At 40.1% G+C, this 23,837-nt stretch carries 23 protein-coding genes; 12 read left to right on the top strand and 11 right to left on the bottom strand.

Annotated features, from left to right (window positions below):
• Positions 1-7: 7 nt before the first annotated feature.
• On the bottom strand, positions 8-1,534 hold the full coding sequence (locus BAU15_RS05115) for an AMP-binding protein (RefSeq protein ID WP_161841678.1): 1,527 nt from the start codon (positions 1,532-1,534) through the stop codon (positions 8-10).
• A 173-nt stretch (positions 1,535-1,707) separates the two neighbouring features.
• On the opposite strand from BAU15_RS05115, the gene BAU15_RS05110 reads away from it, so the two are divergent.
• From BAU15_RS05110 to BAU15_RS05085, 6 genes are all read left to right on the top strand, one after another.
• On the top strand, positions 1,708-3,183 hold the full coding sequence (locus tag BAU15_RS05110; RefSeq protein WP_161841712.1) for an amidase: 1,476 nt from the start codon (positions 1,708-1,710) through the stop codon (positions 3,181-3,183).
• 9 nt (positions 3,184-3,192) lie between these two features.
• Positions 3,193-4,041 carry a transporter substrate-binding domain-containing protein gene (locus tag BAU15_RS05105; protein WP_161841677.1) on the top strand — a complete coding sequence of 283 codons (849 nt, stop codon included), beginning with the start codon at positions 3,193-3,195 and terminating at the stop codon, positions 4,039-4,041.
• Entirely contained in the window at positions 4,042-4,722 is a 681-nt protein-coding gene (locus BAU15_RS05100) for an amino acid ABC transporter permease (protein ID WP_161841676.1), read from the top strand.
• 211 nt (positions 4,723-4,933) lie between these two features.
• Complete coding sequence (locus BAU15_RS05095; RefSeq protein ID WP_161841675.1) at positions 4,934-5,884, top strand: ATP-binding cassette domain-containing protein; 951 nt, start codon at positions 4,934-4,936, stop codon at positions 5,882-5,884.
• 1 nt (position 5,885) lies between these two features.
• On the top strand, positions 5,886-6,641 hold the full coding sequence (locus BAU15_RS05090; RefSeq protein ID WP_161841674.1) for an ABC transporter permease: 756 nt from the start codon (positions 5,886-5,888) through the stop codon (positions 6,639-6,641).
• A gap of 242 nt (positions 6,642-6,883) precedes the next feature.
• Entirely contained in the window at positions 6,884-7,582 is a 699-nt protein-coding gene (locus tag BAU15_RS05085) for a Fic family protein (protein ID WP_161841673.1), read from the top strand.
• Positions 7,583-7,640: 58 nt separating this feature from the next.
• Here BAU15_RS05085 and proC read toward each other — a convergent pair whose 3' ends face one another.
• The 3 genes from proC to BAU15_RS05070 form a co-directional block, all read right to left on the bottom strand.
• Positions 7,641-8,423, bottom strand: coding sequence for a pyrroline-5-carboxylate reductase (proC, locus tag BAU15_RS05080; protein WP_161841672.1), 783 nt, complete (start codon positions 8,421-8,423; stop codon positions 7,641-7,643).
• 216 nt (positions 8,424-8,639) lie between these two features.
• On the bottom strand, positions 8,640-9,341 hold the full coding sequence (locus tag BAU15_RS05075; protein ID WP_161841671.1) for a DUF4811 domain-containing protein: 702 nt from the start codon (positions 9,339-9,341) through the stop codon (positions 8,640-8,642).
• On the bottom strand, positions 9,338-10,792 hold the full coding sequence (locus BAU15_RS05070; RefSeq protein ID WP_161841711.1) for an MDR family MFS transporter: 1,455 nt from the start codon (positions 10,790-10,792) through the stop codon (positions 9,338-9,340). Before BAU15_RS05070 ends, BAU15_RS05075 begins: the two co-directional genes overlap by 4 nt.
• A 177-nt stretch (positions 10,793-10,969) precedes the next feature.
• Here BAU15_RS05070 and BAU15_RS05065 point away from each other — a divergent pair, with 177 nt between their 5' ends.
• Positions 10,970-11,434: a MerR family transcriptional regulator gene (locus BAU15_RS05065; RefSeq protein ID WP_161841670.1), complete on the top strand. Its 465-nt coding sequence runs from the start codon at positions 10,970-10,972 to the stop codon at positions 11,432-11,434.
• A gap of 225 nt (positions 11,435-11,659) precedes the next feature.
• On the opposite strand, the gene cls is transcribed toward BAU15_RS05065, so the two are convergent.
• Positions 11,660-13,105 (bottom strand): cardiolipin synthase, encoded by a 1,446-nt coding sequence (gene cls / locus BAU15_RS05060; protein WP_161841669.1) that lies wholly within the window; start codon positions 13,103-13,105, stop codon positions 11,660-11,662.
• A 170-nt stretch (positions 13,106-13,275) separates the two neighbouring features.
• Complete coding sequence (gene psiE, locus BAU15_RS05055; protein ID WP_161841668.1) at positions 13,276-13,722, bottom strand: phosphate-starvation-inducible protein PsiE; 447 nt, start codon at positions 13,720-13,722, stop codon at positions 13,276-13,278.
• Between the two features lie 429 nt (positions 13,723-14,151).
• On the opposite strand from psiE, the gene spx reads away from it, so the two are divergent.
• Entirely contained in the window at positions 14,152-14,556 is a 405-nt protein-coding gene (gene spx / locus BAU15_RS05050) for a transcriptional regulator Spx (RefSeq protein ID WP_161841667.1), read from the top strand.
• A 167-nt stretch (positions 14,557-14,723) separates the two neighbouring features.
• Entirely contained in the window at positions 14,724-15,161 is a 438-nt protein-coding gene (locus BAU15_RS05045) for a GNAT family N-acetyltransferase (protein WP_337247987.1), read from the top strand.
• A gap of 100 nt (positions 15,162-15,261) precedes the next feature.
• Here BAU15_RS05045 and BAU15_RS05040 read toward each other — a convergent pair whose 3' ends face one another.
• Positions 15,262-15,996 carry an ABC transporter permease gene (locus BAU15_RS05040; protein ID WP_161841666.1) on the bottom strand — a complete coding sequence of 245 codons (735 nt, stop codon included), beginning with the start codon at positions 15,994-15,996 and terminating at the stop codon, positions 15,262-15,264.
• Positions 15,986-16,711 (bottom strand): ABC transporter ATP-binding protein, encoded by a 726-nt coding sequence (locus BAU15_RS05035; protein ID WP_161841665.1) that lies wholly within the window; start codon positions 16,709-16,711, stop codon positions 15,986-15,988. The genes BAU15_RS05040 and BAU15_RS05035 overlap by 11 nt, the downstream gene beginning before the upstream one ends.
• 97 nt (positions 16,712-16,808) lie before the next feature.
• Between BAU15_RS05035 and BAU15_RS05030 the strand changes: the two genes are divergently transcribed.
• Positions 16,809-17,552, top strand: coding sequence for a polysaccharide deacetylase family protein (locus BAU15_RS05030; RefSeq protein ID WP_161841664.1), 744 nt, complete (start codon positions 16,809-16,811; stop codon positions 17,550-17,552).
• Positions 17,553-17,555: 3 nt separating this feature from the next.
• Complete coding sequence (locus BAU15_RS05025; RefSeq protein ID WP_161841663.1) at positions 17,556-18,542, top strand: ABC transporter substrate-binding protein; 987 nt, start codon at positions 17,556-17,558, stop codon at positions 18,540-18,542.
• Between the two features lie 50 nt (positions 18,543-18,592).
• Here BAU15_RS05025 and BAU15_RS05020 read toward each other — a convergent pair whose 3' ends face one another.
• A complete protein-coding gene (locus BAU15_RS05020) occupies positions 18,593-19,750 on the bottom strand; it encodes a hydroxymethylglutaryl-CoA synthase (protein WP_161841662.1) in 1,158 nt (385 codons plus the stop codon).
• Positions 19,751-19,937: 187 nt separating this feature from the next.
• Here BAU15_RS05020 and BAU15_RS05015 point away from each other — a divergent pair, with 187 nt between their 5' ends.
• Positions 19,938-22,400, top strand: a complete 2,463-nt coding sequence (locus BAU15_RS05015; RefSeq protein ID WP_161841661.1) for a hydroxymethylglutaryl-CoA reductase, degradative — start codon at positions 19,938-19,940, stop codon at positions 22,398-22,400.
• An 81-nt stretch (positions 22,401-22,481) separates the two neighbouring features.
• Here the strand turns inward: BAU15_RS05015 and BAU15_RS05010 are convergent, their stop codons facing one another.
• Together BAU15_RS05010 and BAU15_RS05005 are read right to left on the bottom strand one after the other, a co-directional pair.
• Entirely contained in the window at positions 22,482-23,270 is a 789-nt protein-coding gene (locus BAU15_RS05010) for a hypothetical protein (RefSeq protein ID WP_161841660.1), read from the bottom strand.
• A gap of 286 nt (positions 23,271-23,556) precedes the next feature.
• Positions 23,557-23,805, bottom strand: coding sequence for a hypothetical protein (locus BAU15_RS05005; protein ID WP_161841659.1), 249 nt, complete (start codon positions 23,803-23,805; stop codon positions 23,557-23,559).
• Positions 23,806-23,837 lie beyond the last annotated feature (32 nt).

Below are 23,837 nucleotides of genomic sequence, written 5' to 3'. Positions count from 1 at the left end.
TTCTGACTTATTCACCTTTTAATTCTTTTTCAATTTGTAATCGTTGGACTTTCATTGTTGCAGTATGTGGGATGTCCTCGAATTTGCGGATGATGGGTTCATTTAATCTTGGGAGATTATGGACTTGTTCCCACCAAGCATCCCAATTCATTTCATGTGAGTCAGCGACGGCAATAATTGGTTGTGGTGCGTTATCTTTGCCACGGACGATCACGACTTCTTCTAAGAAAGGTAGTTGATCGAGTAAGTAATCTTCAATGGCTAGGGTGCTATTGATGGTATCGACCAAATCGACTTGACGATCTTTTAAGAAGAGATGGCCTTGGTCATCAATCATGCCCCAATCGCCACTGTCCCACCAGTCGCCGTAAACATTTTCTGTGAAACGCGCATCCTCTTTATAGTAGGTTAAGGCGCGACCTTTTGATAGAAATTGAATGTGTCCGTCCGTGTTGTCGGGAAGTGGATTGCCTTGTTCATCCGTAATCCGGGCTTTGGTTAATTCTTCAAGACCGACACCCATATCGCGGGCATTGGAATCTTTTAGTGAGTCGAGTGTGTGTGCTTTTAAAATCATTGGGCCGCATTCACTTTGACCGTAGACTTGTAAAAAGATTGGCTCAGGTTGATCGGTTGCGCTTAAGAATGTTGCCATTGTCTGATTGTTAATGGCATCAAAGGTTGAATGGTAATAGCGGATGCTGGCAAACGCTTCAGGGGAAGATTTGGCTATCTGCGTCCATTGAACGAAGTTATTCGGATGTGTTTCTAAAGCAATCGGCGGATATTGTTTGAGCATGCGCACGAGATGCGAACTAGTTGCTTTTGCTAGTGGCATCATGGGAAAGCCCATCGCCATTAGGGATGAAACACCAATGTTAAAGCGTGAGTGAACAGGCGAAATGTGGAAGGCCACTAATTTTAGTTCGGCAATTTTTGTGAAGATTGTTTTTTGCCATTTTGTGCGCCAGCCCATAGAATTTGCGGAATGACAGATTAATTTTGGGATTCCGGTGGTTCCAGAAGTGTGAGTCATATAGGCAATCTCATCTTTATCTAAGCTCGCTTGTGGGACAGCAATCGCTTCTTGCAAGAGTAAATCGCGGACAGCTAATTTTTTATCAGCGGCTAAGTTGCTGACTTTATTGGCTTTTTCTTCCGTTTCTTCATCAAATAAAATATACGGTTGCTCAAGACGGTCGACAAAGACCTCAATCGTTTCGTAAGGGAGATGGTAAGAAACCATCACAGGCACCGCCGCTAAATAAGAGGCTGCTACTGCTAACAAATAGGTATCAAATTTGGGACTTTTATAGAGAATAATTTTATCGCCGGCAGTAACACCCATCTGCGCTAATTGGTAGGCACGCTTTAGAATTTCTTGGTGACTGAGTTCATAGGTTGTCTCATAACCAAGTGTTGGAAAAGCTGGGAGTAGTTGGTCTAGGATAATCGCTGTATCGGGTGTAACTTGCGCAGCGTCGCGGTAGTTACTGTATAAATTTAGTGGTTGGTACGTCAAATCTGCAAGCATTTTGACACTTCCTTCTTTTAATTTGATAACTCATTTGTAAATACGCCCACATAATACCACATATAGAAGGACAAACTCAATGAATATGAGAAGAACTGCACAAGCAAAGTTGACCGTAAAATATAGCAGAACCTGTATAATAATAACCATTGAAATAAAAGGAGGATCTCATGATTAAAGATGGATTGTATTATGCCTCGCAGTTTCAAAAAAAGAAGATAAGTGTACCGGAATGGATTGATGAACGGAATCGCTTGGTTAAGGAGCAAAATCCCCAATTAAATGCGTTTGTCGAGTGGCTACCAGAAATGGCTAAACAACAATATGCAACTAAAGCAGCGAAAGAAACGGCAGCGACTGAGGGGCCTTTTCAGGGCTTACCGATTCCTTTAAAAATGTTGGGTCAAGACAAAAAAGGCATGAAGTCAACTTCTGGTTCGCGCTTATTTACCGAGAATGTTGCAAGCGCTACAGATAACTTTGTGAAAAAACTTGAATTAGCTGGACTGACGCCACTAGGAAAGACAACGGCGCCAGAATTTGGCTTTAAAAATGTCTCTGATCCAGTGATTTATGGACCAGCGAGAAATCCCTGGAATCTGGATTATTCACCAGGTGGTTCAAGCGGCGGGGCAGCAGCTGCGGTGGCGAGTGGGCTATTTCCGCTTGCTGGCGCCAGTGATGGCGGCGGATCGATTCGCATTCCGGCTTCATTTAGCGGCTTGATTGGTTTGAAACCAACCCGGGGTAGTATGCCAGTAGGACCTGGTGGTTGGCGTGGCTGGCAAGGGGCTTCGATTGATTTTGCGTTGACTGTTTCGATGCGAGATACTGAAGCACTATTTTATCAGTTACGTGGTACCTCGAAAGCAGCACCTTATCAAACGCCACAAGCGGAGTGGCAACATCAAGAGGCAGCTAATAAAAAGCGTTTGAAGATTGCCTTTTTGACGGAATCGCCAGTGGGCACGCCAGTCTCTGACGAAGCGGAACAAGCGGTACACGAGGCAGTCCAATTTTTAGAAGAGCAAGGGCATGAGGTCACGCAGATTGCCTATCCTGTGGATGGGCGTCAGTTAATTGATAGCTATTATTTGATGAACGGGGCGGAAACAGCCTCAATGTTCGAGGGGATTCGTCTTGGGCTCGGTCGACCGTTGACTTATGCTGATATGGAGCCGATGACGTGGGGCATCTACCAATATGGTTTACAATTGCCAGCGAGTCAATATGTTCGCGCACTCCAACTTTGGGATAAAGCGGCGAACACCATGGAGCAATTATTTGAAGAATATGATTTATTTTTAACACCGACTGCAGCTGATAGTGCACCAAGAATTGATCAAGACTTGCAAAGTGATCATATCCGCCGAGAGCTAGCTAATGCTGAAGGAAAATCAGCGGCTAAGTTGAGTGAATTAATCTATCAAATGTTCGAGAAAAGTCTTGCCATCACGCCGTATACCCAACTAGCTAATTTGACGGGGCAGCCAGCGATTAGTTTGCCGACACATGTTACTAAGGCAGGCTTACCTCTTGGAATTCAGTTCATGGCATCAAAAGGGCGCGAAGATTTGTTACTGCAAGTAGGGCAGTTATTTGAACGAGAAGAAAAATTTAAATTACCAAAATATTATCGGGAAGCGTAGGGAAATCAAATGAAAAAGTTCGTAGTAGGTTTAAGTGTGGTTGCATTAACAATGGTTTTGGCGGCTTGTGGCGGGACAACAGACAAGGCGCAAACAAGTAAAGATGAAAGCTTTGAAAAAGTTGAGAAGGCGAAGAAATTGACGGTCGCAACATCGGGCACGCTCTTTCCATCTTCGTATTATAATGATGACAATCAACTAACAGGTTATGATATCGATGTGATTAAGGAAGTCGCTAAGCGTTTGGACCTTGAAGTAGAATTCAAGGAATATAATGTCGATGGTCAAATTACTTCGGTAGATAAAGGCGAGTCAGATTTAGCGGCCAACGACTTTGGTTTATCTGGTGAACGAGGCAAAAAATTCATGTTGTCATCGCCAATTAAGTACTCATTTGATAGTATGATTGTTCGTAAAAGCGATAGCTCTGGCATTACTTCACTTGAAGATTTGAAGGGCAAAAAAGCAGCTGGCGAGCCTAACACAAGTTATATGAAGATTGCTGAGAAATATGGTGCCGAGCTTGTGACATACGACAATGCCACAAATGATCAATACCTGACGGATGTCGCAAATGGCCGGACGGACGTCATTCTAAATGACTATTATCTACAAAAAATGTCGGTCGGTGCGCTACCTGATATCCCTGTGAAAATTTTGGAGGATGTTTATTTTAACGCCAATCACACAGGATTCTTAATGAAAAAAGAGAGTGTTGCGTTAAGCAAAAAAATCAATGAAGTTTTAAAAGAAATGCAGGAAGACGGCACGACTGCAAAAATTTCTGAAGGCTATTTCCAGACCGACGTATCTGTGGAGCCGAAAGAAAAAATTGAAGAAAGTGTCTCTGCCGAATAGATGTATATCCCGAAAATCGATTTTCAGTTGATGGTGGATTCGATTCCCTTTCTGCTGACAGGGTTGCCGTATACGTTGGGCATTAGTTTAGTGACATTTTTCATGGGTAATGTACTGGGCATTCTTCTAACCGTTTTGGGCATGTTGCCGTCAAAATTGATTAAGGCTGCCGTGCGGTTTTATATTTCCTTTTTACGAGGAGTGCCCGGCTTGGTTCTATTGTTTTTACTTTATTTTGGCTTGCCATACCAGCTCAGTGCACTGACCGCTGCATGTATCTGTTTTAGTCTAACAAGTAGCGCGTTTATAGCGGAGATTTATCGCGGCTCAATTGCAGGTGTGTCGAATGGTCAATGGGATGCCGCTTATGCCTTAGGACTGCCGTTTGGAAAAGTCATGCGCAAGATTATCCTGCCTCAAGCATTCCGGATTTCCGTGCCTGCTTTAGGAAATGTGGCGATGGATTTATTAAAAGGGACTTCGTTAGCGGCGATGATTACTATCCCAGATATTTTCCAAAAAGCTAAAATTGTCGGTGGTCGGACCTTTGATTATATGACCTTATATATTCTCGTAGCGATTATTTACTGGCTCCTGTGTGTCGCAATTGGTTGGGGTCAAACTCGACTAGAACGACATTACGAGAATCGGTATCAGATGAAACCAGAAGCAAGAATATAGCAATAGCTAGTATTAGAGTCATAGCTCTCTCTAAGTTGACTGTAGTCAATAATAGTATAGAAATAACTCCATAAACAGCTCCATTTATACTTGGCATATCAAGTATAAATGGAGCTGTTTTTTTCGATTTAAGAAAGAGTTAAGAATTAGTTAAGACCTGAGTTAAGAAATGCTTGGTAAAGTAAGACTATCGAAAGAGGAGGAAACAACAATGACTGAAAATATTCTAACTTTAAATAATGTGACGAAAAAATTTGGGAAACAATATGCTTTAAATAATGTATCGCTGACGGTGAAAAAAGGCGATATCTACGGCTTGATTGGTCGGAACGGTTCTGGGAAAACGACGATCATGAAATTAATCACGGATTTATCGAAAGAAGCATCTGGTGGAGAAATTGCTTTACTAGGAAATCGAAAAGGCACGAGAGGCTACCAAAATAGCTTACAACGGACCGGTTCAGTAATCGAGAGTCCAGCGGCATACAACAAGATGACGGCTTACCAAAATATGAAAATCATGTGCATTCAAAAAGGTATCCATGATTTCTCAATGATTGACGAAACGTTAGAATTCGTCAACTTGGCAGATACAGGCAAGAAAAAGTTCAAGAACTTTTCATTAGGCATGAAGCAACGTTTGGGAATCGCGATGGCCCTTGTTAGTAATCCGGATTTCTTAATCTTGGATGAGCCAATTAATGGGTTGGATCCAATCGCAATTATTGAATTTAGAGGAATTTTAGAACGGATTAATCGTGAGCGCAATACGACAATTATCATCTCAAGTCATATCTTAACGGAATTATATCAAGTCTCTAATCGTTTTGGCTTTATCAATGAAGGAACGATGATTCAAGAAATCTCGAAAGAAGAGTTTGATAACTTGGTGACAACAGCGATTGTCGTTGACGTGGAAGACGCGAAGAAAGCGGCGATGATCTTGAATGAAAACCAGATCACGAATTTCGAAGTAACGACAGCCAATCAGATTCGTATTTTAGATGAAACATTGGAAATTAAAGCCATCAATAAATTATTGGTGCAAAATGATATCTTAGTCAACCAAATTCAAAAACAAGAAAATAGTTTGGAAAATTACTTTACCGAGTTGGTCCAAAACGTGACGAATACAAACGCGAACAGTGCAGGGGGAAAATAACATGATTCGATTAATTAAAGCAGATTTTTATAGAGTTTTACATACAAAGGGATTTATCGTGACAGGCATCGTGATGATTGCCTTCGCCGTCGTCAACGTCTTAACTGGAAACTCAGTCGGCATGGGTGTGAACATGGATACAACCCTGCCATCAGGGATTGATCTGAAAACATCGATCGATGCAGCCGTTTTTTCTAGTAGCATATTGGTCTATTTATTAATCGGTGTCTTCGTGATCGTGTTCGGCTACGAATTCTCACAAAAAACATACAAGAATTCATTGACCGCCGGTGTTAGCCGTTTACAATTTGTTGTAGCAAAATACATCAGTCAAGTGTTATATCTGACATTTTTCATCGTGCTTCATTTTGCAGCAGTGATGTTAACAGCTTACCTAAAATTCGGTAGCACACAAGCAGATTTCTTCTCATTTGTGTTGGAAACTTTCCTATTAGCAGTTGCGATTAGCCTGTTAATCAGTGTCGTATTTAGTTTGGCAAGTCTGTTACTAGTTGGCTTAGGCAGCATGGTCGGTGCCGCAATCTTGATCGTGGTCTATCCAATTGCTGTTCAAATCATTTATACAATTACAGAATGGGACCAATTGAGATATTTTGACTTCTTAGGCTTTATTCAAGTCTTAGGTGTCGGTCAATTGAAATCTGATGAGATTTTACCCTACGTCATCGTTAGTGCTGTGGTAACTATACTTTCATTGGTAGCTAGCACTTTGATCATTCGTAACAAGGAATTATAAAATTATACAGTGAAAGCCAAGTATTCAGAGAAAATTCTGGGTACTTGGCTTTTTTATTGTGTGGATAAAGTGAAGGGAGAAATCAGATATGGGTAGGAAGAGCGTTCACTACAAAATCCCTTTACAAAAAAACGTTTTCAACGTATGGTTAATCTACTTTTCTGAGATTTATTTCTACATCAAACTTAAATACAATTCATTATCTGTTATAATCATACTGTGAACACGTAAGAGGGGAAAAAATGAATGAACAAATAATGTTCAAGTTTCCGGATAAATATCAATTATCTCATAAAGAGTCTGTCTATTTATTGAAGAAAAATATTGTTGAACTTGTCTACAATGCTGGTAAATTTGAAGGGTTGAATACAACACTTTTACAAACTGAAGAAATTATCAAATACAATCAAGCCAATAATGTCACTGTCGACGAGGTACTGACTATTGTTAATCTTAAAAGAGGATTTGAAGTACTTTTAAATGATGTACAGGAGCTTTTGATTGAGACGAGTGAGCGAATTAATCGGATAGTCGCGGCTGAAGATACGCTTTTCCCAGGTGAAATACGGACGGGAGGGGTAGAAGTTTCGACCAATAAAGGAAGATATGTTCCACCAATGTTGACGGAAGCTGCGATAGAAAAAAGATATGCTGAAATAATCAATCAGAAAATATCAGAGACAGAAAAAGCAATCCGCTTATTCCTATTTATTTCTAAGAACCAAATTTTTTGGGATGGAAATAGACGTACGGCACTATTAACTGCGAATAAAAAGATGTTTACCCAGGGATTAGGCTTATTGTCGATTCCTGAAGCTATATTTGGACAGTTCAATGAACTTTTATCGAGTTATTATAACAGTGATTCGACTAGTGAGGAACTTGAGATCATTGAATTCATGTACACCAATTGTTTATTCGGGATTGAGTATCAAAAATAAAAATTAAGAGAGATTGTCACATCCATTTTTTTGCGGGTGAGACAATCTCTCTTTTCATTTATTCACCGACTAAACCAGAAACGCCGCTGATGACGGCATGACGAAAGCCATTTTTCTCAAGGGCAGCTACGCCGCGGATCGTTGTGCCTCCTGGAGAGGTGACACCATCTTTAAGCGCGCCGGGGTGTTGACCGGATTCAAGTGCTAGACTAGCGGAACCGACCATCATTTTGGCGATGACTTCATAAGCGAGTTTTCTCGACATTCCATGGAGGACAGCGCCGTCAGCCATAGCTTCCATAAAGATATCGACAAAGGCTGGGCCACAACCGGCGACACTGCTGACGATATCTAATTGTTCGGCTGGGGTTTCTAATAAATCGCCTAAGAAATATAAGCATTGATCGATTACTTCTTGTTGTTTTGCTTGCAGTGCTTCTGAATAAGTAATGGCAATCAAGCCTTTGCCAATCTGCACAGGTGTGTTAGGAATGGCTTGGGCTAATGGATAATCAGTCCCCATGATTGCTTGCATTTCTTTCAAGGAAACCCCAGCAGCAATCGAAATAATTGGCAATTTTTTCTCGAAATTCGCTTCTTTTATCGCGTGTAAAATGGGTTCAACAGCTGTTGTTCCAACTGCGATGACTAGCACATCACAGGCTGCGAATTCCTTAAGAGAGTCGACTAAGTGAAAGCTTAATTCTTTTTGTAAGTTTGCGGCGGTCGCTGAATGGCCACCTTTGACAAATATTTCTTGTGGTTGGATTTTTCCAGAATGGAGCCAACCTTTAATCATCGCGCCGCCCATTTGACCAGCGCCAAAAATACCAATATTCATTATTTTTTCCTCCTTGAATAATCTCTATGTCTAATCATAGTCAAAATTCGTTTTTTGCAATGAGAAGAGCTTTTCTGAGAGGTTGAGAGTAAATTGTCTGAGAAACTGAGGTATCTATAGTTAGAAGGTCGGTTGATTTATAATAAAAAACTACAATGTACAGAAAAAAACCACGCCAGTCGGTATGAATGATTCATAGACTGGCGTGGTTTTTGGTTATTTAAGTGTAGCTAAGACTTCTTTTATCATATGTTGTTGGTATTCATTGGCAAAAGTTTGCTTAGCAGTTTGTTGTTCTTTGTCTGAAAGGTTTGGTGATTGATTCAGTAGATTTTCAAGTTTATCTTGTACGTAAGTTGCGGCTTGTTTAGTCAACTCTTGTTGGTGTTCTTGCAAATACGCAGCCAATGCTTTGGCTTCAGCTGTGCTGAGGACTTGCCATGTTTTTGGAAGCGTGAAGGTATTTGTTTGACTGGCATATTTATGATCATTTCCAGAGATACCAAAGAGTAGGTTGTAAAAGCCATTTTCATAAACCCAGTACTGTGTTTTTTGTGTCAGTGTGGCTTCTTGGCCTTTAGTTACCACTTTATTAGTGACTTGATCGGTCCCAGTTTTTTGTAATTCTTTTGAGTCGTTTGTTTGATAAAGATAAATTTTTTCTGACCCATCACCTAATGGTTGGTAGAGTAGAACAGGTAATGATTCTTGGTCAACACTAGATACTAAGTGGAGTTGCTTTTGCTCAGCTACCTTATTCATACCAAATTCATTTCGATCATTTAAGACAACTAGTGTGCCAGAAATAATAAATAGGCCAGCAAAAAGCACCATCAAAACTTTATGAAGCTTAGTTTTTCCAAAAACATTAAAACCGGCAAAACCGATTACGCCGATAACTAAACAGAGTAGAATCATTTACTTAAGTCGCCTCCTAAAGTTGGGATATCTGCTTCTTTTTTCTTCAAGAAAAAGGTAATGAAACAACCTAATACTCCAAAAATTACTGCTACAACAAAGGCACCGTGATAGCCGCTGACCGTTGCATGAATAGCTTGCTCTTTGTACAAGAGTGGATCAGTGGATTTTAGGGCATCATTTGGCAGATTTGATTTTGTCAGGTTGGTTAAGACACTGATCAAGACTGCTGTCCCAATGGAGCTGGCTATTTGACGGAAAGTGTTATTTACTGCTGTCCCATGGCTAATCAGATTCATTGGTAAAGCGTTCATGCCGGAAGTGGTCACAGGCATCATGACCATCGAGATACCGAACATTCGAATGGCATATAAGACAACAATGTAGACAATCGGTGTGGTGCTTGTCAAAAAGGCGAAGGGTAAGGTTGCCGCGGTCAAAATAAACATGCCGGTAATCGCCAATTGACGAGCACCAATTTTATCGAAAATTCGTCCAGTCACAGGCATCATCATCCCCATAATAACGGCACCTGGTAAGAGCATTAATCCGGAATGGAAAGCAGATTCACCGCGAATATTCTGAATGTATAAAGGTAAAACCATTTCGGCTCCAACCATTGCCATGTTGGTCACACCACTTAATATAGCCGCGATAGTAAAGGTTGGTGAGCTGAATACGCGAAGTTCTAAGAATGGTTGCTCTAAATGAAGCTGACGGCGAGCGAACAGTGTCAATACAATCGCACCGATCGCTAAGAAACCAAGCACCATTGGACTGCCCCAACCCTTGTCTCCGACATTTGAAAAGCCATAGAGTAGGCTACCAAATCCGATAGTTGAGAGAATCGCAGAGGCGATATCAATGCTTGGATTAGAGAGATGAATAACATTTTTCATTAGGAAAGCTGCGAGTAAAAGAACTAATAGAACAATCGGAATAATCATGCCGAACAGCTGACGCCAGCTGTAGGAATCAATAATCCAACCAGATAAAGTTGGGCCTAAGGCAGGTGCTAAACCAATGACAATTCCAGCCGTACCCATCGCTGATCCACGTTTTTCTGGTGGGAAAATAGAGAGCATAATTGTTTGTAATAGGGGCATAGAGACCCCAACACCAGCTGCTTGAACTAAGCGACCAGTTAGTAAAAGACTGAAGCTTGGTGCAGTAAAACAAATAATAGTTCCTAATAAGAAGACCACCATGGCCGTCATATATAGGACTTTGGAGCTGAATTTATTAATCAGCCAAGCGCTAATAGGAATCATAATACCGTTGACCAGTAAAAAACCTGTCGTCAACCACTGAACACTGGATGCCGAGACATTAAATTCTTTCATTAACGTCGGTAGGGCTGTGGTTAATAATGTTTGATTTAGGACAGTACAAAATGTTCCAACTAATAATACCAAAACTAGTAAGGTCCGATTATATGGCTTACCGTGCATATCTAAAACGGGTTCTGTTGACAAAATATATTCGCCTCTTTCTGTAAATGTTCATGAAAACCATGTATTACTTTAATCCAATAAAATCGGTTTGTCAACTTACTTGACATAAATAGTAAATAGATTACAATAAATGAGGATAAGTTAACACATTTAATGAAAAGGAGGCCTTCGTATATGTGGGAAAAGTTATTTCGTTCATTGTTACAACAAGACAATCTTTTAGTCGGTATTAGTGAGTTAAGTCAGATGGTCGATGTTTCGCCTAGACAGTTGAGATATTGGGAAGAAAAGGGCTTTATTTCGGCAAAGACTTCAGAAAACTGTGCCCGTCGCTATCAATTGCCTATGGTGATTAAAGTACAGCTGATTAAACACTATTTGGATGATGGCTATACGTTAAGTAGTGCGGCTGAAAAAGCGCAGGAACAAATGCGTGAAGTGAAGCGGACGAGACGGATATTATTGAAGACGTTTAAGCAAAAGATTCAATTAGAGGAGCAGCTACTTGCGATTGATTTAGGTGATTTTGATGAGACTGGGGCACAGCGGTTGTACATGATCTTTAATGAGGAAACAGAGGAGTCGAAGTATGTTTTATTAGAACAAGGACAATCAATTCAAGTGTATTACAAAAAGTGACGATTGGTTTACATGAGTAAAGACGGAATTTTAATAGAAAGAAGAAAACATTTGTGGACATAATTTGCTGGATTCTAGTAGTTATAGCAAAGAGGTAGGCTATTGGAGAGGATGGGCAGGGACTGAAAAAATATACATAAACCAAAAAAAGGCTGGTTTGAGATGCTATAAGGCACTCGAACCAGTCTTTTTGGTTTTCCATAATTACATTTCACTTCATATTAACTAGAGGATAGGAGAGAAGAGGCGTGATATTTGTTGTTTAAATATGAGCCACGCGGACATGTTTGCGACAGTCTCTTGGGTCATTTCTTCGCAGACCTCTAAGTCTTTGATAAACGTTTGTTCTAATTGCTGAATCACTTTCTTGTCATATAGAACAGCGGAAGCTTCAAAGTTTAATTTATAGCTACGAATATCTTGGTTGGCAGAGCCGACCATACAAATTTCATCATCCATAATCAATGTTTTGGCGTGCAGGAAACCACCACGATACACTTGGATTTCGACATTTTCCTTCAGAAGTTGCCGAGCATAATATTGTGTTGCACGATAAATAAATGGATGATCAGGACGGTCAGGAATCATAATTTTTACTTCAATGCCACTACCAGCAGCGATCTTTAAAGCGGCTATGACACTATCGTCAGGAACTAGATAAGGCGTTTGAATCCAGATGCGTTTTTTTGCGGAAGTAATTAATTTTATAAAGGCTAGCTTGATCTGCTCCTTTTCACTATTAGGGCCACTAGCGACTACTTGGATGGCGGTCGTACCGGTAGCTAAATGATCTTCCGTGAAAAAATAATCGAGATGATAATTGACTTGATTGGTTTCGGGTGAGGAAACATTCCAATCCATTAGAAATCTCATCTGTAACAATGAGGCAGCGGCTCCGTGAATTCTTAGATGCGTGTCGCGCCAATAACCAAAGCGTTTCGTTGGCTCAACATATTGATTGGAAATATTGAAGCCACCGATATAGCTGATTTTTCCATCTACGACAACAATTTTCCGATGGTCATGGTAATTTAGACGAAACTTTAACAATGCTTTTTGAGATGTAATAAATGTCTGAGCGAAGCCACCATTTTTTTCAAGCTGAAGAAAGTCTTTAGGTGTAGTTCCTCTTGATCCAAAAGCATCATACAACAGGCGTACTTCAACGCCTTCTGCCGCTTTTTCTTCCAGTACTTTCAAGATTCTTTGCCCGGTTTTATCAGTGACGAAGGCATAGTATTCAATATGAATGGATTTTTCTGCTTGCTTTAAGTCCTGTAGTAGAGCGGTAAGTTTTTCTTCTCCATCAGAAAAGATTTCGACTTCATTTTTCCGAGTCAAAGGCATCCGATTTAATAGAGAGAAGAAATCCACAAAAGGTTGTAGTTCCTGATTTTCCATAGTCGGATCAAAAAGACTTAAGGTATCATCTTCCTGTAAGCGGCTAAAATTTTCCAATTCGCGGAGATCGCTTTGTTGGAGTCGATATTTCTTTTTGTCACCTAAACCACGTCCGAAGAATAAGTAAAGGATGAAACCAAAGACTGGCAGAGCGATCAATACTAAGAGCCAGGCCCAGATAGCTGAGACATCTCGAGGTTTCATAAGAATAGTAATGAGTGCAATTGCTGCGTTAAAAAAATAGATTAAGGTCAGGATGGTTAGTAACATAAGGCACTCCTTTAATTTTTTTGATGACAACAGTATAGCATAGATTAGATTGTTATTTATGAAATAAGCAAGTCGCTGCCTAGTTATTTCACTACATTAAGTTGGAAAGGAATATTTGTAGCAAAAAAATAGATTACCCATTATATAAAATGGATAATCTACGTGAACATTTATGGTTTTGGATCGCCTGAATTTACTTCGTCAGGCTTTTTCGTTTGCCCGTGGAAACTGAAGCGTGATCCAGGGGTAAACATCGTTAAGACAGCTGCAAGAAGAATAATCGATGCTGCTAGCAGTAGTGTTTGCAAGCCATTATCATGAACAACTAACAATTGCCGTAAAATAGCGGTCATACTGATTAATACAAGGTATCGGATAGGGATATGATGACCTTCTTGAATGTAACGAATGAGCATGACCACAAATTCGAATAACATAAAGAATGCGGTAATCTCTTGAATAAATAATTCGAAATTGTCTGTCGAGACATCATCAAAAATAAGTCGACCGACATCAGCCAAGTAGCGAATCATATAGATGATAATAAAAACTGAGGCAACCCCTAAGATTAGATCAATAATCCGATCCAGTATTTTTTTATATAAGGTAAAATTCATCAAAACACTCCTTTGTAAGTTGTAGTAGAAAATGACACTTTTTTAGTTATCTTCCTGTAATGAAAAGGATTCTCACCTTTGAATAGTAGAAAGGCTGTAAACGCAGCATAAGGCTCTCTTTATGCAGTATGTATGAAATGTAAGTAGAAGTCGACTAAAAAAGAGTTATTTTCTTACTATTATTCTAAATGTTTTTTTATTCAATGTATAAATATATGCTCATGGAACAATTTATCCATAGAAGTTTCTTTGGGTAGCGTCTTATGTTTGCGGAAATTAGTTATTATATGAATTATTATTGTGATTTTTTGATTAATAATTATTCTTATTTGGGTTATTTAATCTATTTCTTTTTTAACAATCGTTATTTTTTGTTGCTTGTTGGTTATTTTTTGAATATACTAGTGGGCAGGGGAAGGAGAGAATTCGATGATTTATATATATACCGCACCAAGCTGTACTTCTTGTCGTAAAGCAAAGGCTTGGTTAAGGGAACAAAATCTTGATTTCGAGGAACAAAACTTTTTCGCAAATCCCATAGGTGCCAAAGAACTAAAAAAAATCTTAATGTTGACAGAAAATGGGACGCAGGATATTATTTCTACTCGATCGAAGGCTTATAAAAAATTAGCCGTAGATTTAGATGATCTTCCACTCAGTGAAGTCCTAGAAATTATAGAAATGAATCCTAGTCTACTGCGACGTCCTATTATACATGATGATAAACGTTTGCAAGTTGGTTATAATGAAGAAGATATTCATTGTTTCGTTCCGAGAGCGGTTCGAAATTGTTTGTTTTTAGCAAGACAGAAAAGTATGTATCTTTTAAAATAGTCGAACGGCTTCCCACACTTACATAAAAATTGCGAGTCCGTTCTAATTTTTTGAATAAATAGGAAACAATTGGAACTTAAAATGAATAATCGAGTGATAAAAGAAACAGAATAAAGTCTTTTTACTATGAAGAAGAGACATATAGATGAAAAGAGAAGGAGGATATCGTGGCGATTAAACGGATTACTCAATTAGACCAGGAGACATTGGCTCAATTAGTTGCTATCTGGTTGAAGACAAATCAAGAAGCGCATCCATTTATAGCGTCAGATTACTGGGTAAAAAATGAATTGATGGTTAAGAACCAATTGCCGCAAGCCACACTATTTGTATCCTTTGATGGAGCAGAAGTAACAGGTTTTTTAGGACTGCAGGACGCCTATGTGGCGGGACTGTTTATCAAAAAGGCACATCAAGGCTCTGGCTTAGGGAAGGCGCTCTTAGAGGCGGCCAAAAAGGAAAGTTCAACGTTGACTTTAGCAGTGTATGAGAAGAACGAACGGGCAATGCAGTTTTACCTTTCTCAAGGATTTCAGCTTGTCAAAGTTCAACTAGATGAAGAAACAGGCGAGAAAGAAGCTATTTTGGAATGGCATAGAGCATAGAAAAAGTTACAAAGAGTGCTGATTTTGTACCGACCCCCAAAAGTTAGACTAAAAATCTAACTTTTGGGGTCACTACATTTTGCAGGTCTTTGTAACTTTTTTATTTTGGAGAATGCTTGCTTTCTTCCAAGTAGTCCAATGTCCGAAAGAGTAGGAAGCCTAAAATACCAATCATGAGAATACCAACGAACATTTCGGGATAATTCATTTTTGCCCAAGCGCTTAATATGAGATAACCTAAGCCATACGTAGTGTTATAGTTTTCAGCAAAAAAGAGTGAGGCTAGGGAAATACCAATACTGACCCGTAGGCTAGAAAATAAGGTTTTTCGGATAGCTGGCAAAATTAGGTAACGAGTCGTCTGCCAGGTTGTGCTGCCATAATTTTCCAGTAAACGATAATAATTTTGCGGAATCGCATTGACTCCGTCGCGAATTGAAACAATTACTTGAATCGAGATAATGGCAAAAATCAACAAAACTTTTGACGTGTTTCCAAGACCAAAAAAGATCATAAAAACGGGCAGGAAAGCGACTTTTGGTAAGGGATATAAAAAATAGAGTAAAGGACCTAAAAAGTCGTCGATTAGGCTGACGCGGCTGAGTAAAATACCTAATGGTACGCCGATAATTAATGAAATAGCTAGGGCTACGAAAATGCGTAAAAAACTAGCGCCTGTATGCAAAAGGAGTTGGCCTTTTATAATCCAAGCTTGTTGCAGTGTGGCAAGTGGGCTTGGAATTGAATGGTTTTGGACAACAAAATAGAGCAGAGTCCATAAGACAAAGAAGGAGCATAGACCGATAATAAATGAGAAGAGCGGTTTATTTTTCATAAGGGCCTCCTTTGAGTGCGGCACGAAGCTTGATACAAAATTCATAGAATTCGAGAGTTTCCCGGCGGTTCTCCAAATGAATTAGCGGGTTTTCATAGATGGTGACTGTTTGATTTTTCACTAACAAGATAACCTCACCAAGAAAAGCAGCTTCTTCTATATCGTGAGTGACAACAACCAGAGTGTTGTGGCGTTTCTTTTGTTCCGATAGGATAAAGGCTTGAACTTCCTCTTTGGTTTCTTGGTCTAGGGAAGAGGTTGGCTCATCTAATAGTAGAAAATCAGGATTGGTGATCAGTCCTCGGGCCATGGCGACGCGTTGTTTTTGTCCGCCACTGAGTTGATTAGGAAACCGGTCAGAAAGTTCAGTAAGCTGCAGTTCTCTCAGAAGAATGTCGACTTGCTCCTTGCGCTGTTTTTTTTCGACATGTGTGAGTCGTAAAGGAAGTTCAATCGCTTGTCGCACGGTTTGCCAATCAAATAGTAGGTGTTCCTGGAAGAGTAATTCGACTTTTTGAGCAGTTGTTTCGATATAATCAATCGTGCCATCTTGTGGCTGTTCAAACCCTTTTAAAAGATTGAGTAGCGTACTTTTGCCGCTACCAGATTTCCCTAAAATGGTGTAGGTTTTTCCTTTTAAAAAGGAGAATGAGAGTTGCTTAAAAATGGGTTCATTTGCATAACTAAAGGTTAGATTATGGATATCTATCGGCATAAGAGGCTCCTTTTTTTGATTGTGATATAAGATACAAATGGCGAGTAATATGCTATACTAGCTTAGGAAAAATTAATCAGAAAGAAAGGTGAACGTTGTGTTTCGAACGCTTGTATTTCATGAAGTTCGTCCTGAAAAAGAGTTGGCTACGGGGCCACGACCGATTCGTGTAGCTGATGGTTATGAGGATTCATTGCCCATGCCGCTCTATGTCAGTGTAGCGCATTTTCAAGAACAAATAAACTTTTTGAAGGAACAAAATTATCATTGTTTAACCTTGAGCGAAGTCAAAGAGTTTTACGAGAAGAAGAAAGAGCTACCTGAAAAGTCGGTGCTGATTACCTTTGATGATTGTTACCAATCGATGAAGGAGTATGCGTACCCAATTTTGAAAAAAGCTGGGATGAAGGCGACGGTGTTCGTCGTAAAGGGTTGGCTGTTTACTGAGGAAGTTGCCTATCAACCGGAATTTTCACGTTGTTTAAGTGTAGCGGAAGTTTCAGCGATGGCCGATGTTTTTGAAACGGCAAATCACACGACCCATTTCCATAAGAGACAGGGAACGACGCTTTCTCAACCGATGTGGGAGCCGAAGGGAGCTGTCATAGAGGATTTGCGGGAATGCAACGAATACGTGATACACCAAGATGTCTTTGCCTATCCATTTGGCTTATATAATCAAGAAACGGTGGCTATTTTAGATGAAATGGCGTTCAAGCTAGCATTTACAACGAAAACAGGTTGGAATACGAAGGAGACAGCACCATTGGAATTACATCGAGAAGTGATTCCAGAGGCCATGAGCCTACCAATATTTCAACAATTAATGGAGGAAAAATAAGCGATGAAAAAGATGTTACTAGGTTTAGGGATTGTATTATTAGGGGCGGTCAGCTTGAGTGCTTGTGGCAATGGAAATGACAAAACGGCAGCGTCTAGTCAAGAATCGACAGCGGCGAGTACGGAAGCGAAAGTAACGGATCAAGCATTAAATATCGGGGTCTTACCAGCGGAATCAGCTATTCCAATTATTTTATCTAAAGAAGAAGGATTTTTTGATAAAGTGGGACTAACGGTGGAGATTAAATCATTTACTTCACCAAACGATCGAAACGTGGCAGTCCAATCCAAAGAGCTTGAGGGAACGATTGGCGATGTGATGACAGCAGCGGCTTTCAAGAAGAATGGGATTGATATGAAGATCACGTCAGGAATTTTGGAAGATTTCAAAGTATTGGCGTCTCCTCAATCGGAAATTACTGAGATGAAAGACTTGGATAAACACACGGTAACCTTGGTGCCAAACTTTATCTTGGAATATATCATGGACGAATTCGCGAAAAAAGATAACTTTACCTATGAAGTTGTGGAAATTGCTTCCTTTTCTGCGCGATCAGAAGCATTATTGAATGGTCAAGTAGATGCCGCAGTCTACACGGAACCTCAGGCCAGCATGTTAGCAAAACAAGGGGCAGTTGTCTTGGGTAGTTCACAAGATTTAGATATCTACGGTGGAACAATTCAGTTCATGGATACGGTATTGGACGAACGACCACAAGATATTGCAGCTTTCTATGCAGCCTACAACCAAGCGATTGATTACATGAATGAACACAAAGCCAGCGAATATGCGGATATCTTAACGAAATATCAATTTCCTGATGCGATGAGTCAATATTTGGACAGCAAAACGGACGATTATCCACATGCTCAAGCGGTGACGCAAGAACAGTTTGATAACATTATCAAATGGTCTAAGGATAAAGGTCAGATTGACGAAGCATATAAATACGACGAGTTAACAGATTTTAACGGAATTAACGCTAAATAAAAAATACCTGACGCTGAAAAAAATTTGGCGTCAGGTAATTTTTTTGTCTTTTAGTTTTCTTTATAGAAGCGAATGTCATTTTCAACTTTTTCAATTGAGAACAATATTTCATCGTCGAAAGTGGCTGCTTCACCGTGTTTTGGTAGTGCTTGAGTGAAGATTTCTTCGTATTCATCGATTGCTAATTTGCGACGATTTTCTAAGAGTTTTTGGTGTTCCTGGACGGCTAGTTGTTCTTTATAGCCTTCTACTAAGCGAACGGTGAAGAACTCGCTGACGGCGCCAGAACCATAGCTGAAGAGGCCGATGGTTGAGCCTGCGTCTAGTTCTTTACTGATATCTAGTAAAGAGATTAGGCCTAAAAATAATGAACCTGTATATAAATTGCCGACATTGCGGCTGTAGGTGATACTTTCTTCATAGCGATTCATTAAGCGTTCTTGCGTTGCTTCATCGGTTTCTGATAGGACGCTAAGCAAGGCTTTTTTACCCATTTTCGTATAAGGGATATGGAAGCATAATGCATCATAGTCAGCCAAAGTTTGCCCAGTAACTTCTTTATGGCGGTTCCAAACTTTACCGAATGATTGGATGTATGTTTCATTAGATAAAGGCCCATCAACTAATGGGAAATCAGCGTAGCTTGGGCGCCAAAAATCGTAAATATCTTCTGTCAAAAAGACACTATCGTTTTCAATAGTTAAAATGCGTGGGTCACTAGTCACAAGAATTGCAATAGCACCAGCTCCTTGAGTTGGTTCGCCACCAGAATTTAAGCCGTAACGAGCCAAATCAGCAGCAATTACTAAGACTTTTCGCGTTGGGTGTTCTGCGATATAATTTTTTGCCATTTGAAGAGCAGCTGTTGCGCCGTAGCAAGCTTCTTTTATTTCAAAAGAACGAGCGAAGGGTTGGATACCTAATAGACGATGAATTGCGACAGCCGATGCTTTAGAAAAGTCATAGCTCGACTCAGTACCGACAATCACCATGTCAATTTCTTCTTTGTCTTTATCTGAAAGGATTTTTGCTGCAGCATTTGCTCCTAGTGTAACAATATCTTGAGTGACTGGGCTAACCGCCATTTTATCTTGCCCAATCCCAATGTGGAATTTATTTGGATCTGTATCTCTGGCATGCGCTAAGTCCGTCATGTCGACATACAAATTTGGCACATAAAAGGATAATTTATCAATACCAATATTCATTTTCACGTCTCCTTTTCGTATGTAAAAAACTATCTACTATCTAAGGTATCATATTTCATGGAAAATGTAGTTAAAAAAAGATGATATTTTAGAGATTGTTAAATTTTGGTATGAAAAAATACCAAAAATGAATACAGAGTTTTGTTTTTTGACAAATCATGATATATTCTGAGTGGAGGTGTATTTCGTGAAAGAGGTTGTAATAATTGACGCAACACGTACCCCGATAGGGAAATACAGAGGTGAATTAAGTTCACTGAGTGCGGTAGATTTAGGTAAGACGGTCGTTGAAACGATTTTAGATAGAAATAAAACAGTTAAGAATGAAATTAAACAAGTGATTTTTGGTCACGTGTTACAAGCCGGTGTTGGGCAAAATACAGCTAGACAAATTGCTATTGGCGCGGGCTTGCCGGTGACTGTGCCGGCTATGACAGTGAATGAAGTCTGTGGTTCAGGCTTAAAATCAGTCATTTTAGCGAGACAATTAATTCAAGTGGGACAAGCTGAGGTGGTCTTAGCTGGTGGCACAGAAAACATGTCACAAGCTCCTATGATTCAGCAATATCAACCGGAAACACAGGAATATGGACCTGCTATTTCAAGCATGGCTTTAGATGGGTTGACAGATGCCTTTAGTCAAGCATCAATGGGGATTACAGCTGAAAATGTCGCGGCTAAATATAACGTTTCGCGACAACAGCAAGACGAATTTGCTTTGCAGTCGCAACAAAGAGCAGCAGCGGCGACTGAACAAGGCAAGTTTGTTGAAGAAATTACGCCAGTTCAATTGCCCACAGGCGCATTATTTACACAAGATGAAGGGATTCGTGGCAATAGCACCTTAGAAAAATTAGGGACGCTACGGACAGTTTTTAAAGAGGACGGATCGGTGACTGCCGGTACTTCTTCGACAGTCAATGATGGGGCGGCGGCTGTTTTGCTCGCTTCTAAAGAATATGCTGAGCGGGAGAATCTTTCTTATCTAGCTGTTATTAAAGACTACACTGAGGTCGGTGTTGATCCAGCATACATGGGCTTTGCACCGTATAACGCCATCACGGAGTTACTCAAAAAAAATCAGCTGACAGTGGAAGATATTGATTTATTTGAAATTAATGAAGCTTTTGCGGCAACCACAGTCGCTGCGGCTCGTGAGTTAGGCTTGCCCAATGAAAAAGTCAATATTTATGGCGGTGGGATTTCCTTAGGCCATCCAATTGGAGCTTCAGGTTCCCGTATCTTAACTACGCTTTCGTATGCTTTAAAAGCGAATAATAAAAAACGTGGGATTGCCTCACTATGTATCGGTGGCGGCTTAGGTTTGGCTGTTTTAATCGAACGAGAAGATGGAACAGACTCCTTAGAAGGAATGAACGAAAAAAAAAAGTTCTATCAGCTCTCACGTGAAGAACGTCTAGATGAGCTGTTCAAAGAAAATAAAATTACGGCGGAGCAAAAAGCGTTGCTGTCGGAACAAGTTAGTTTGCCAGAAGGGTTAGCCGATAATTTGATTGAAAATCAAATCAGTGAGATCGAGACACCCTTAGGAATTGCGCAAAACTTTCTGATTAATGACCAAGAAAAACTCATTCCGATGGCGACAGAGGAGCCGTCAGTCATTGCGGCGGCCAGTAATGCAGCCAAGATTGTCAAACAAGCAGGCGGCTTTACTGCCACAACCAACGAACGTTTGATGCGGGGACAGATTGTCTTTGCAGGTGTCAAAAATGCAGAAGAGCTTCAAACGTTATTAGTGGAAAAACAGGCGGCGATTTTTTCTCTTGCGGAGAGTAGCTATCCATCAATTGTTAAGCGTGGTGGCGGCATTCGTAAGGTAGATACACGCTGTTTCACAGAAGCGAATGAGAAATACGTTTCTCTGGATGTACTGGTGGATGTTAAGGATGCGATGGGTGCCAATATCGTCAACACAATTCTTGAAGGGATTGCGGTGGGCCTACGCGAGTGGTTTCCTCAGGAAGAAATATTATTTAGTATCTTGAGTAATTTTGCGACAGAATCTTTAGTTACTGCACGCTGTCAAATCCCATTGAAGCAAGTTGGAAATAGCACAATCAATGGCGAAGAGGTGGCGAAACGAATTACCGAAGCTGCGATTTATGCCAAATTAGATACGTATCGGGCAGTGACTCATAATAAAGGAATTATGAACGGTATCGACGCCGTAATCCTTGCGACAGGTAATGATAACCGAGCTGTTGCGGCTGCCTGTCATGCCTATGCGGCAAAAGATGGACATTACGAAGGCTTAACAACTTGGAAAATAGAAGGCGAATATTTGGTCGGTGAACTGACCGTGCCAATGGCGATAGCTTCAGTCGGCGGCGCGTCTGGCGTCTTACCTAAAGCCAAATTTGCACTTGACTTATTAGGCGTGGATTCAGCTATCGAGTTGGCGGAGATTGTTGTCTCTGTGGGATTAGCTCAGAATTTAGCAGCGATTAGAGCTTTGGTAACTGATGGTATCCAAAAAGGCCATATGTCGCTTCAAGTCCGTTCGCTTGCGATGTCAGTTGGCGCACAAGGTGAAGAAATTCAATTAGTTGTTGAAGCCTTGAAGAAAAAAGGACAGATGAACAAAGAAAACGCGGAAGCGGCATTAAAAGAAATCCGCTTGAATAAGTAGCATGACTTGAGTATCAATAAAAAAACTTTCCTGATTAGAATGAATCTGTCAGGAAAGTTTTTTCGTTTGGAATTCCGGTTTTTAACGTTTATCAATTGGCGTGTTAGCTAAAGCTTCAATTAGCGGAATCAGTGTTAATTTAACTTTGTACTTACGCTCAAGCGCTTTTTCGATGATGACTGAATCAGTCTCAGTTTTTGAAAGGCTGGCTAACAATTTTGGGCCAGCAGCGGCTTGTTCATTGATGGTGATTGTGTTATCCGTTTCTTCGACGAATAATTTTGAATAATCACGGGCAATCGCTTCTTTAAATTCAGCTAATGTAATCGGTGCGCCAGCTGAAGGAGACTCGACTGTTTCAGTTGCTTTCGGTGTTTCTGCTTTTTCTGTAGGTGTCGTTGTTTTCGTTTTTGTATGTGTTACTTTGTCGCCATCGTTCTTTTTACCTTGGGCTTTTTTTGAGGTCGCTTTAGTAGCGGCTTCCTGTTTCACTTGGCTCATATCAGCGGTTGTTTGCTCTTTCTCCGTGCTTATAGGAGATAGTGGCGCCCGGTGCTGCCCCCAGATAGATAGGACTTCTAGCAGTAATTTGTCTCTAAATGTATCAAAAACTGTTTGATCTCCTGTCTGGATTTTCTTTAGGATGGCAGTGAAATTATCATCAATCGGAATTAAAATGCGTTCTTCACCGGATTCTTTTTCAGGTTGGATGACTAAGAACAGCTTTTCTTTCTTTTCGACTTCTAATTTAAAAGTCCGACCGTATTGCGCGGCGATTTTTTCTTCCATCGAGTGGAGTAATTTGGTACGAATGGCATCCATTGAAGGACGGAATTGCGTTAATAATTTTTTCTTTAGTTTCTTTTTCATAATGCACTCCTTTATCTTTACTCTTACGATTATAGAAAAGTTTGCTCAAAATGAAAAGAAAAAGGTGGTAAATTTTTCTGAAAATAACATTATTATGAGAATTTCTTTACAATATAGTCTGTTTTTGTGAAAAAATAATAGAAAAATAAAAAAATATCCTTATACTCAGCCGGACCAAATGAAATGGGAGATGACTGAGTTAAGGATATTTTTGAGAGAAGAATCAACAGTCTTCATCAAGTTATCTATCTGACTTCTTTTTATTCTGCAAAAAATAGGCAGACTGTTAAGGGATCAGAGCTACGAGGGTCGAGTCTTTTTTGTACGCAATGGTATGTGTCCGCCAAGGCTCGATTATCAAAGGCTCACCGATACGTTTTTTGACTTCTTTTTCGATTTGTTCTTGACTCCATCCTCGAGCAGGGAAGTGCTGAACGAGGCCAGGAGATATTAAAAAGATAAAATCCTTGTGAAAGGTTCGAATAATCTCTTCCGGTAGAGTATCCAACTGCTGTTCAATCAATTCATTTTTCATTTGCGTCACCTCTTTTAAAGAAATAAGCTATC

Origin of the sequence: Candidatus Enterococcus huntleyi, from assembly GCF_009933175.1 — a bacterium.
GTDB classification, from domain to species: Bacteria; Bacillota; Bacilli; order Lactobacillales; family Enterococcaceae; genus Enterococcus_K; species Enterococcus_K huntleyi.
This window is presented reverse-complemented; position numbering and strand designations above follow the sequence as displayed.

Coding starts and splice junctions, on each gene's coding strand:
- BAU15_RS05085 (WP_161841673.1), top strand. CDS start 6,884: ATGAATGAACAAATAATGTTCAAGTTTCCGGATAAATATCAATTATCT.
- BAU15_RS05035 (WP_161841665.1), bottom strand. CDS start 16,711: ATGCCGATAGATATCCATAATCTAACCTTTAGTTATGCAAATGAACCC.
- BAU15_RS05040 (WP_161841666.1), bottom strand. CDS start 15,996: ATGAAAAATAAACCGCTCTTCTCATTTATTATCGGTCTATGCTCCTTC.
- BAU15_RS05075 (WP_161841671.1), bottom strand. CDS start 9,341: ATGATTCTACTCTGTTTAGTTATCGGCGTAATCGGTTTTGCCGGTTTT.
- BAU15_RS05005 (WP_161841659.1), bottom strand. CDS start 23,805: ATGAAAAATGAATTGATTGAACAGCAGTTGGATACTCTACCGGAAGAG.
- BAU15_RS05105 (WP_161841677.1), top strand. CDS start 3,193: ATGAAAAAGTTCGTAGTAGGTTTAAGTGTGGTTGCATTAACAATGGTT.
- psiE (WP_161841668.1), bottom strand. CDS start 13,722: ATGAATTTTACCTTATATAAAAAAATACTGGATCGGATTATTGATCTA.
- BAU15_RS05090 (WP_161841674.1), top strand. CDS start 5,886: ATGATTCGATTAATTAAAGCAGATTTTTATAGAGTTTTACATACAAAG.
- cls (WP_161841669.1), bottom strand. CDS start 13,105: ATGTTACTAACCATCCTGACCTTAATCTATTTTTTTAACGCAGCAATT.
- BAU15_RS05100 (WP_161841676.1), top strand. CDS start 4,042: ATGTATATCCCGAAAATCGATTTTCAGTTGATGGTGGATTCGATTCCC.
- BAU15_RS05115 (WP_161841678.1), bottom strand. CDS start 1,534: ATGCTTGCAGATTTGACGTACCAACCACTAAATTTATACAGTAACTAC.
- BAU15_RS05020 (WP_161841662.1), bottom strand. CDS start 19,750: ATGAATATTGGTATTGATAAATTATCCTTTTATGTGCCAAATTTGTAT.
- proC (WP_161841672.1), bottom strand. CDS start 8,423: ATGAATATTGGTATTTTTGGCGCTGGTCAAATGGGCGGCGCGATGATT.
- BAU15_RS05025 (WP_161841663.1), top strand. CDS start 17,556: ATGAAAAAGATGTTACTAGGTTTAGGGATTGTATTATTAGGGGCGGTC.
- BAU15_RS05010 (WP_161841660.1), bottom strand. CDS start 23,270: ATGAAAAAGAAACTAAAGAAAAAATTATTAACGCAATTCCGTCCTTCA.
- BAU15_RS05095 (WP_161841675.1), top strand. CDS start 4,934: ATGACTGAAAATATTCTAACTTTAAATAATGTGACGAAAAAATTTGGG.
- BAU15_RS05070 (WP_161841711.1), bottom strand. CDS start 10,792: ATGCACGGTAAGCCATATAATCGGACCTTACTAGTTTTGGTATTATTA.
- BAU15_RS05065 (WP_161841670.1), top strand. CDS start 10,970: ATGTGGGAAAAGTTATTTCGTTCATTGTTACAACAAGACAATCTTTTA.
- spx (WP_161841667.1), top strand. CDS start 14,152: ATGATTTATATATATACCGCACCAAGCTGTACTTCTTGTCGTAAAGCA.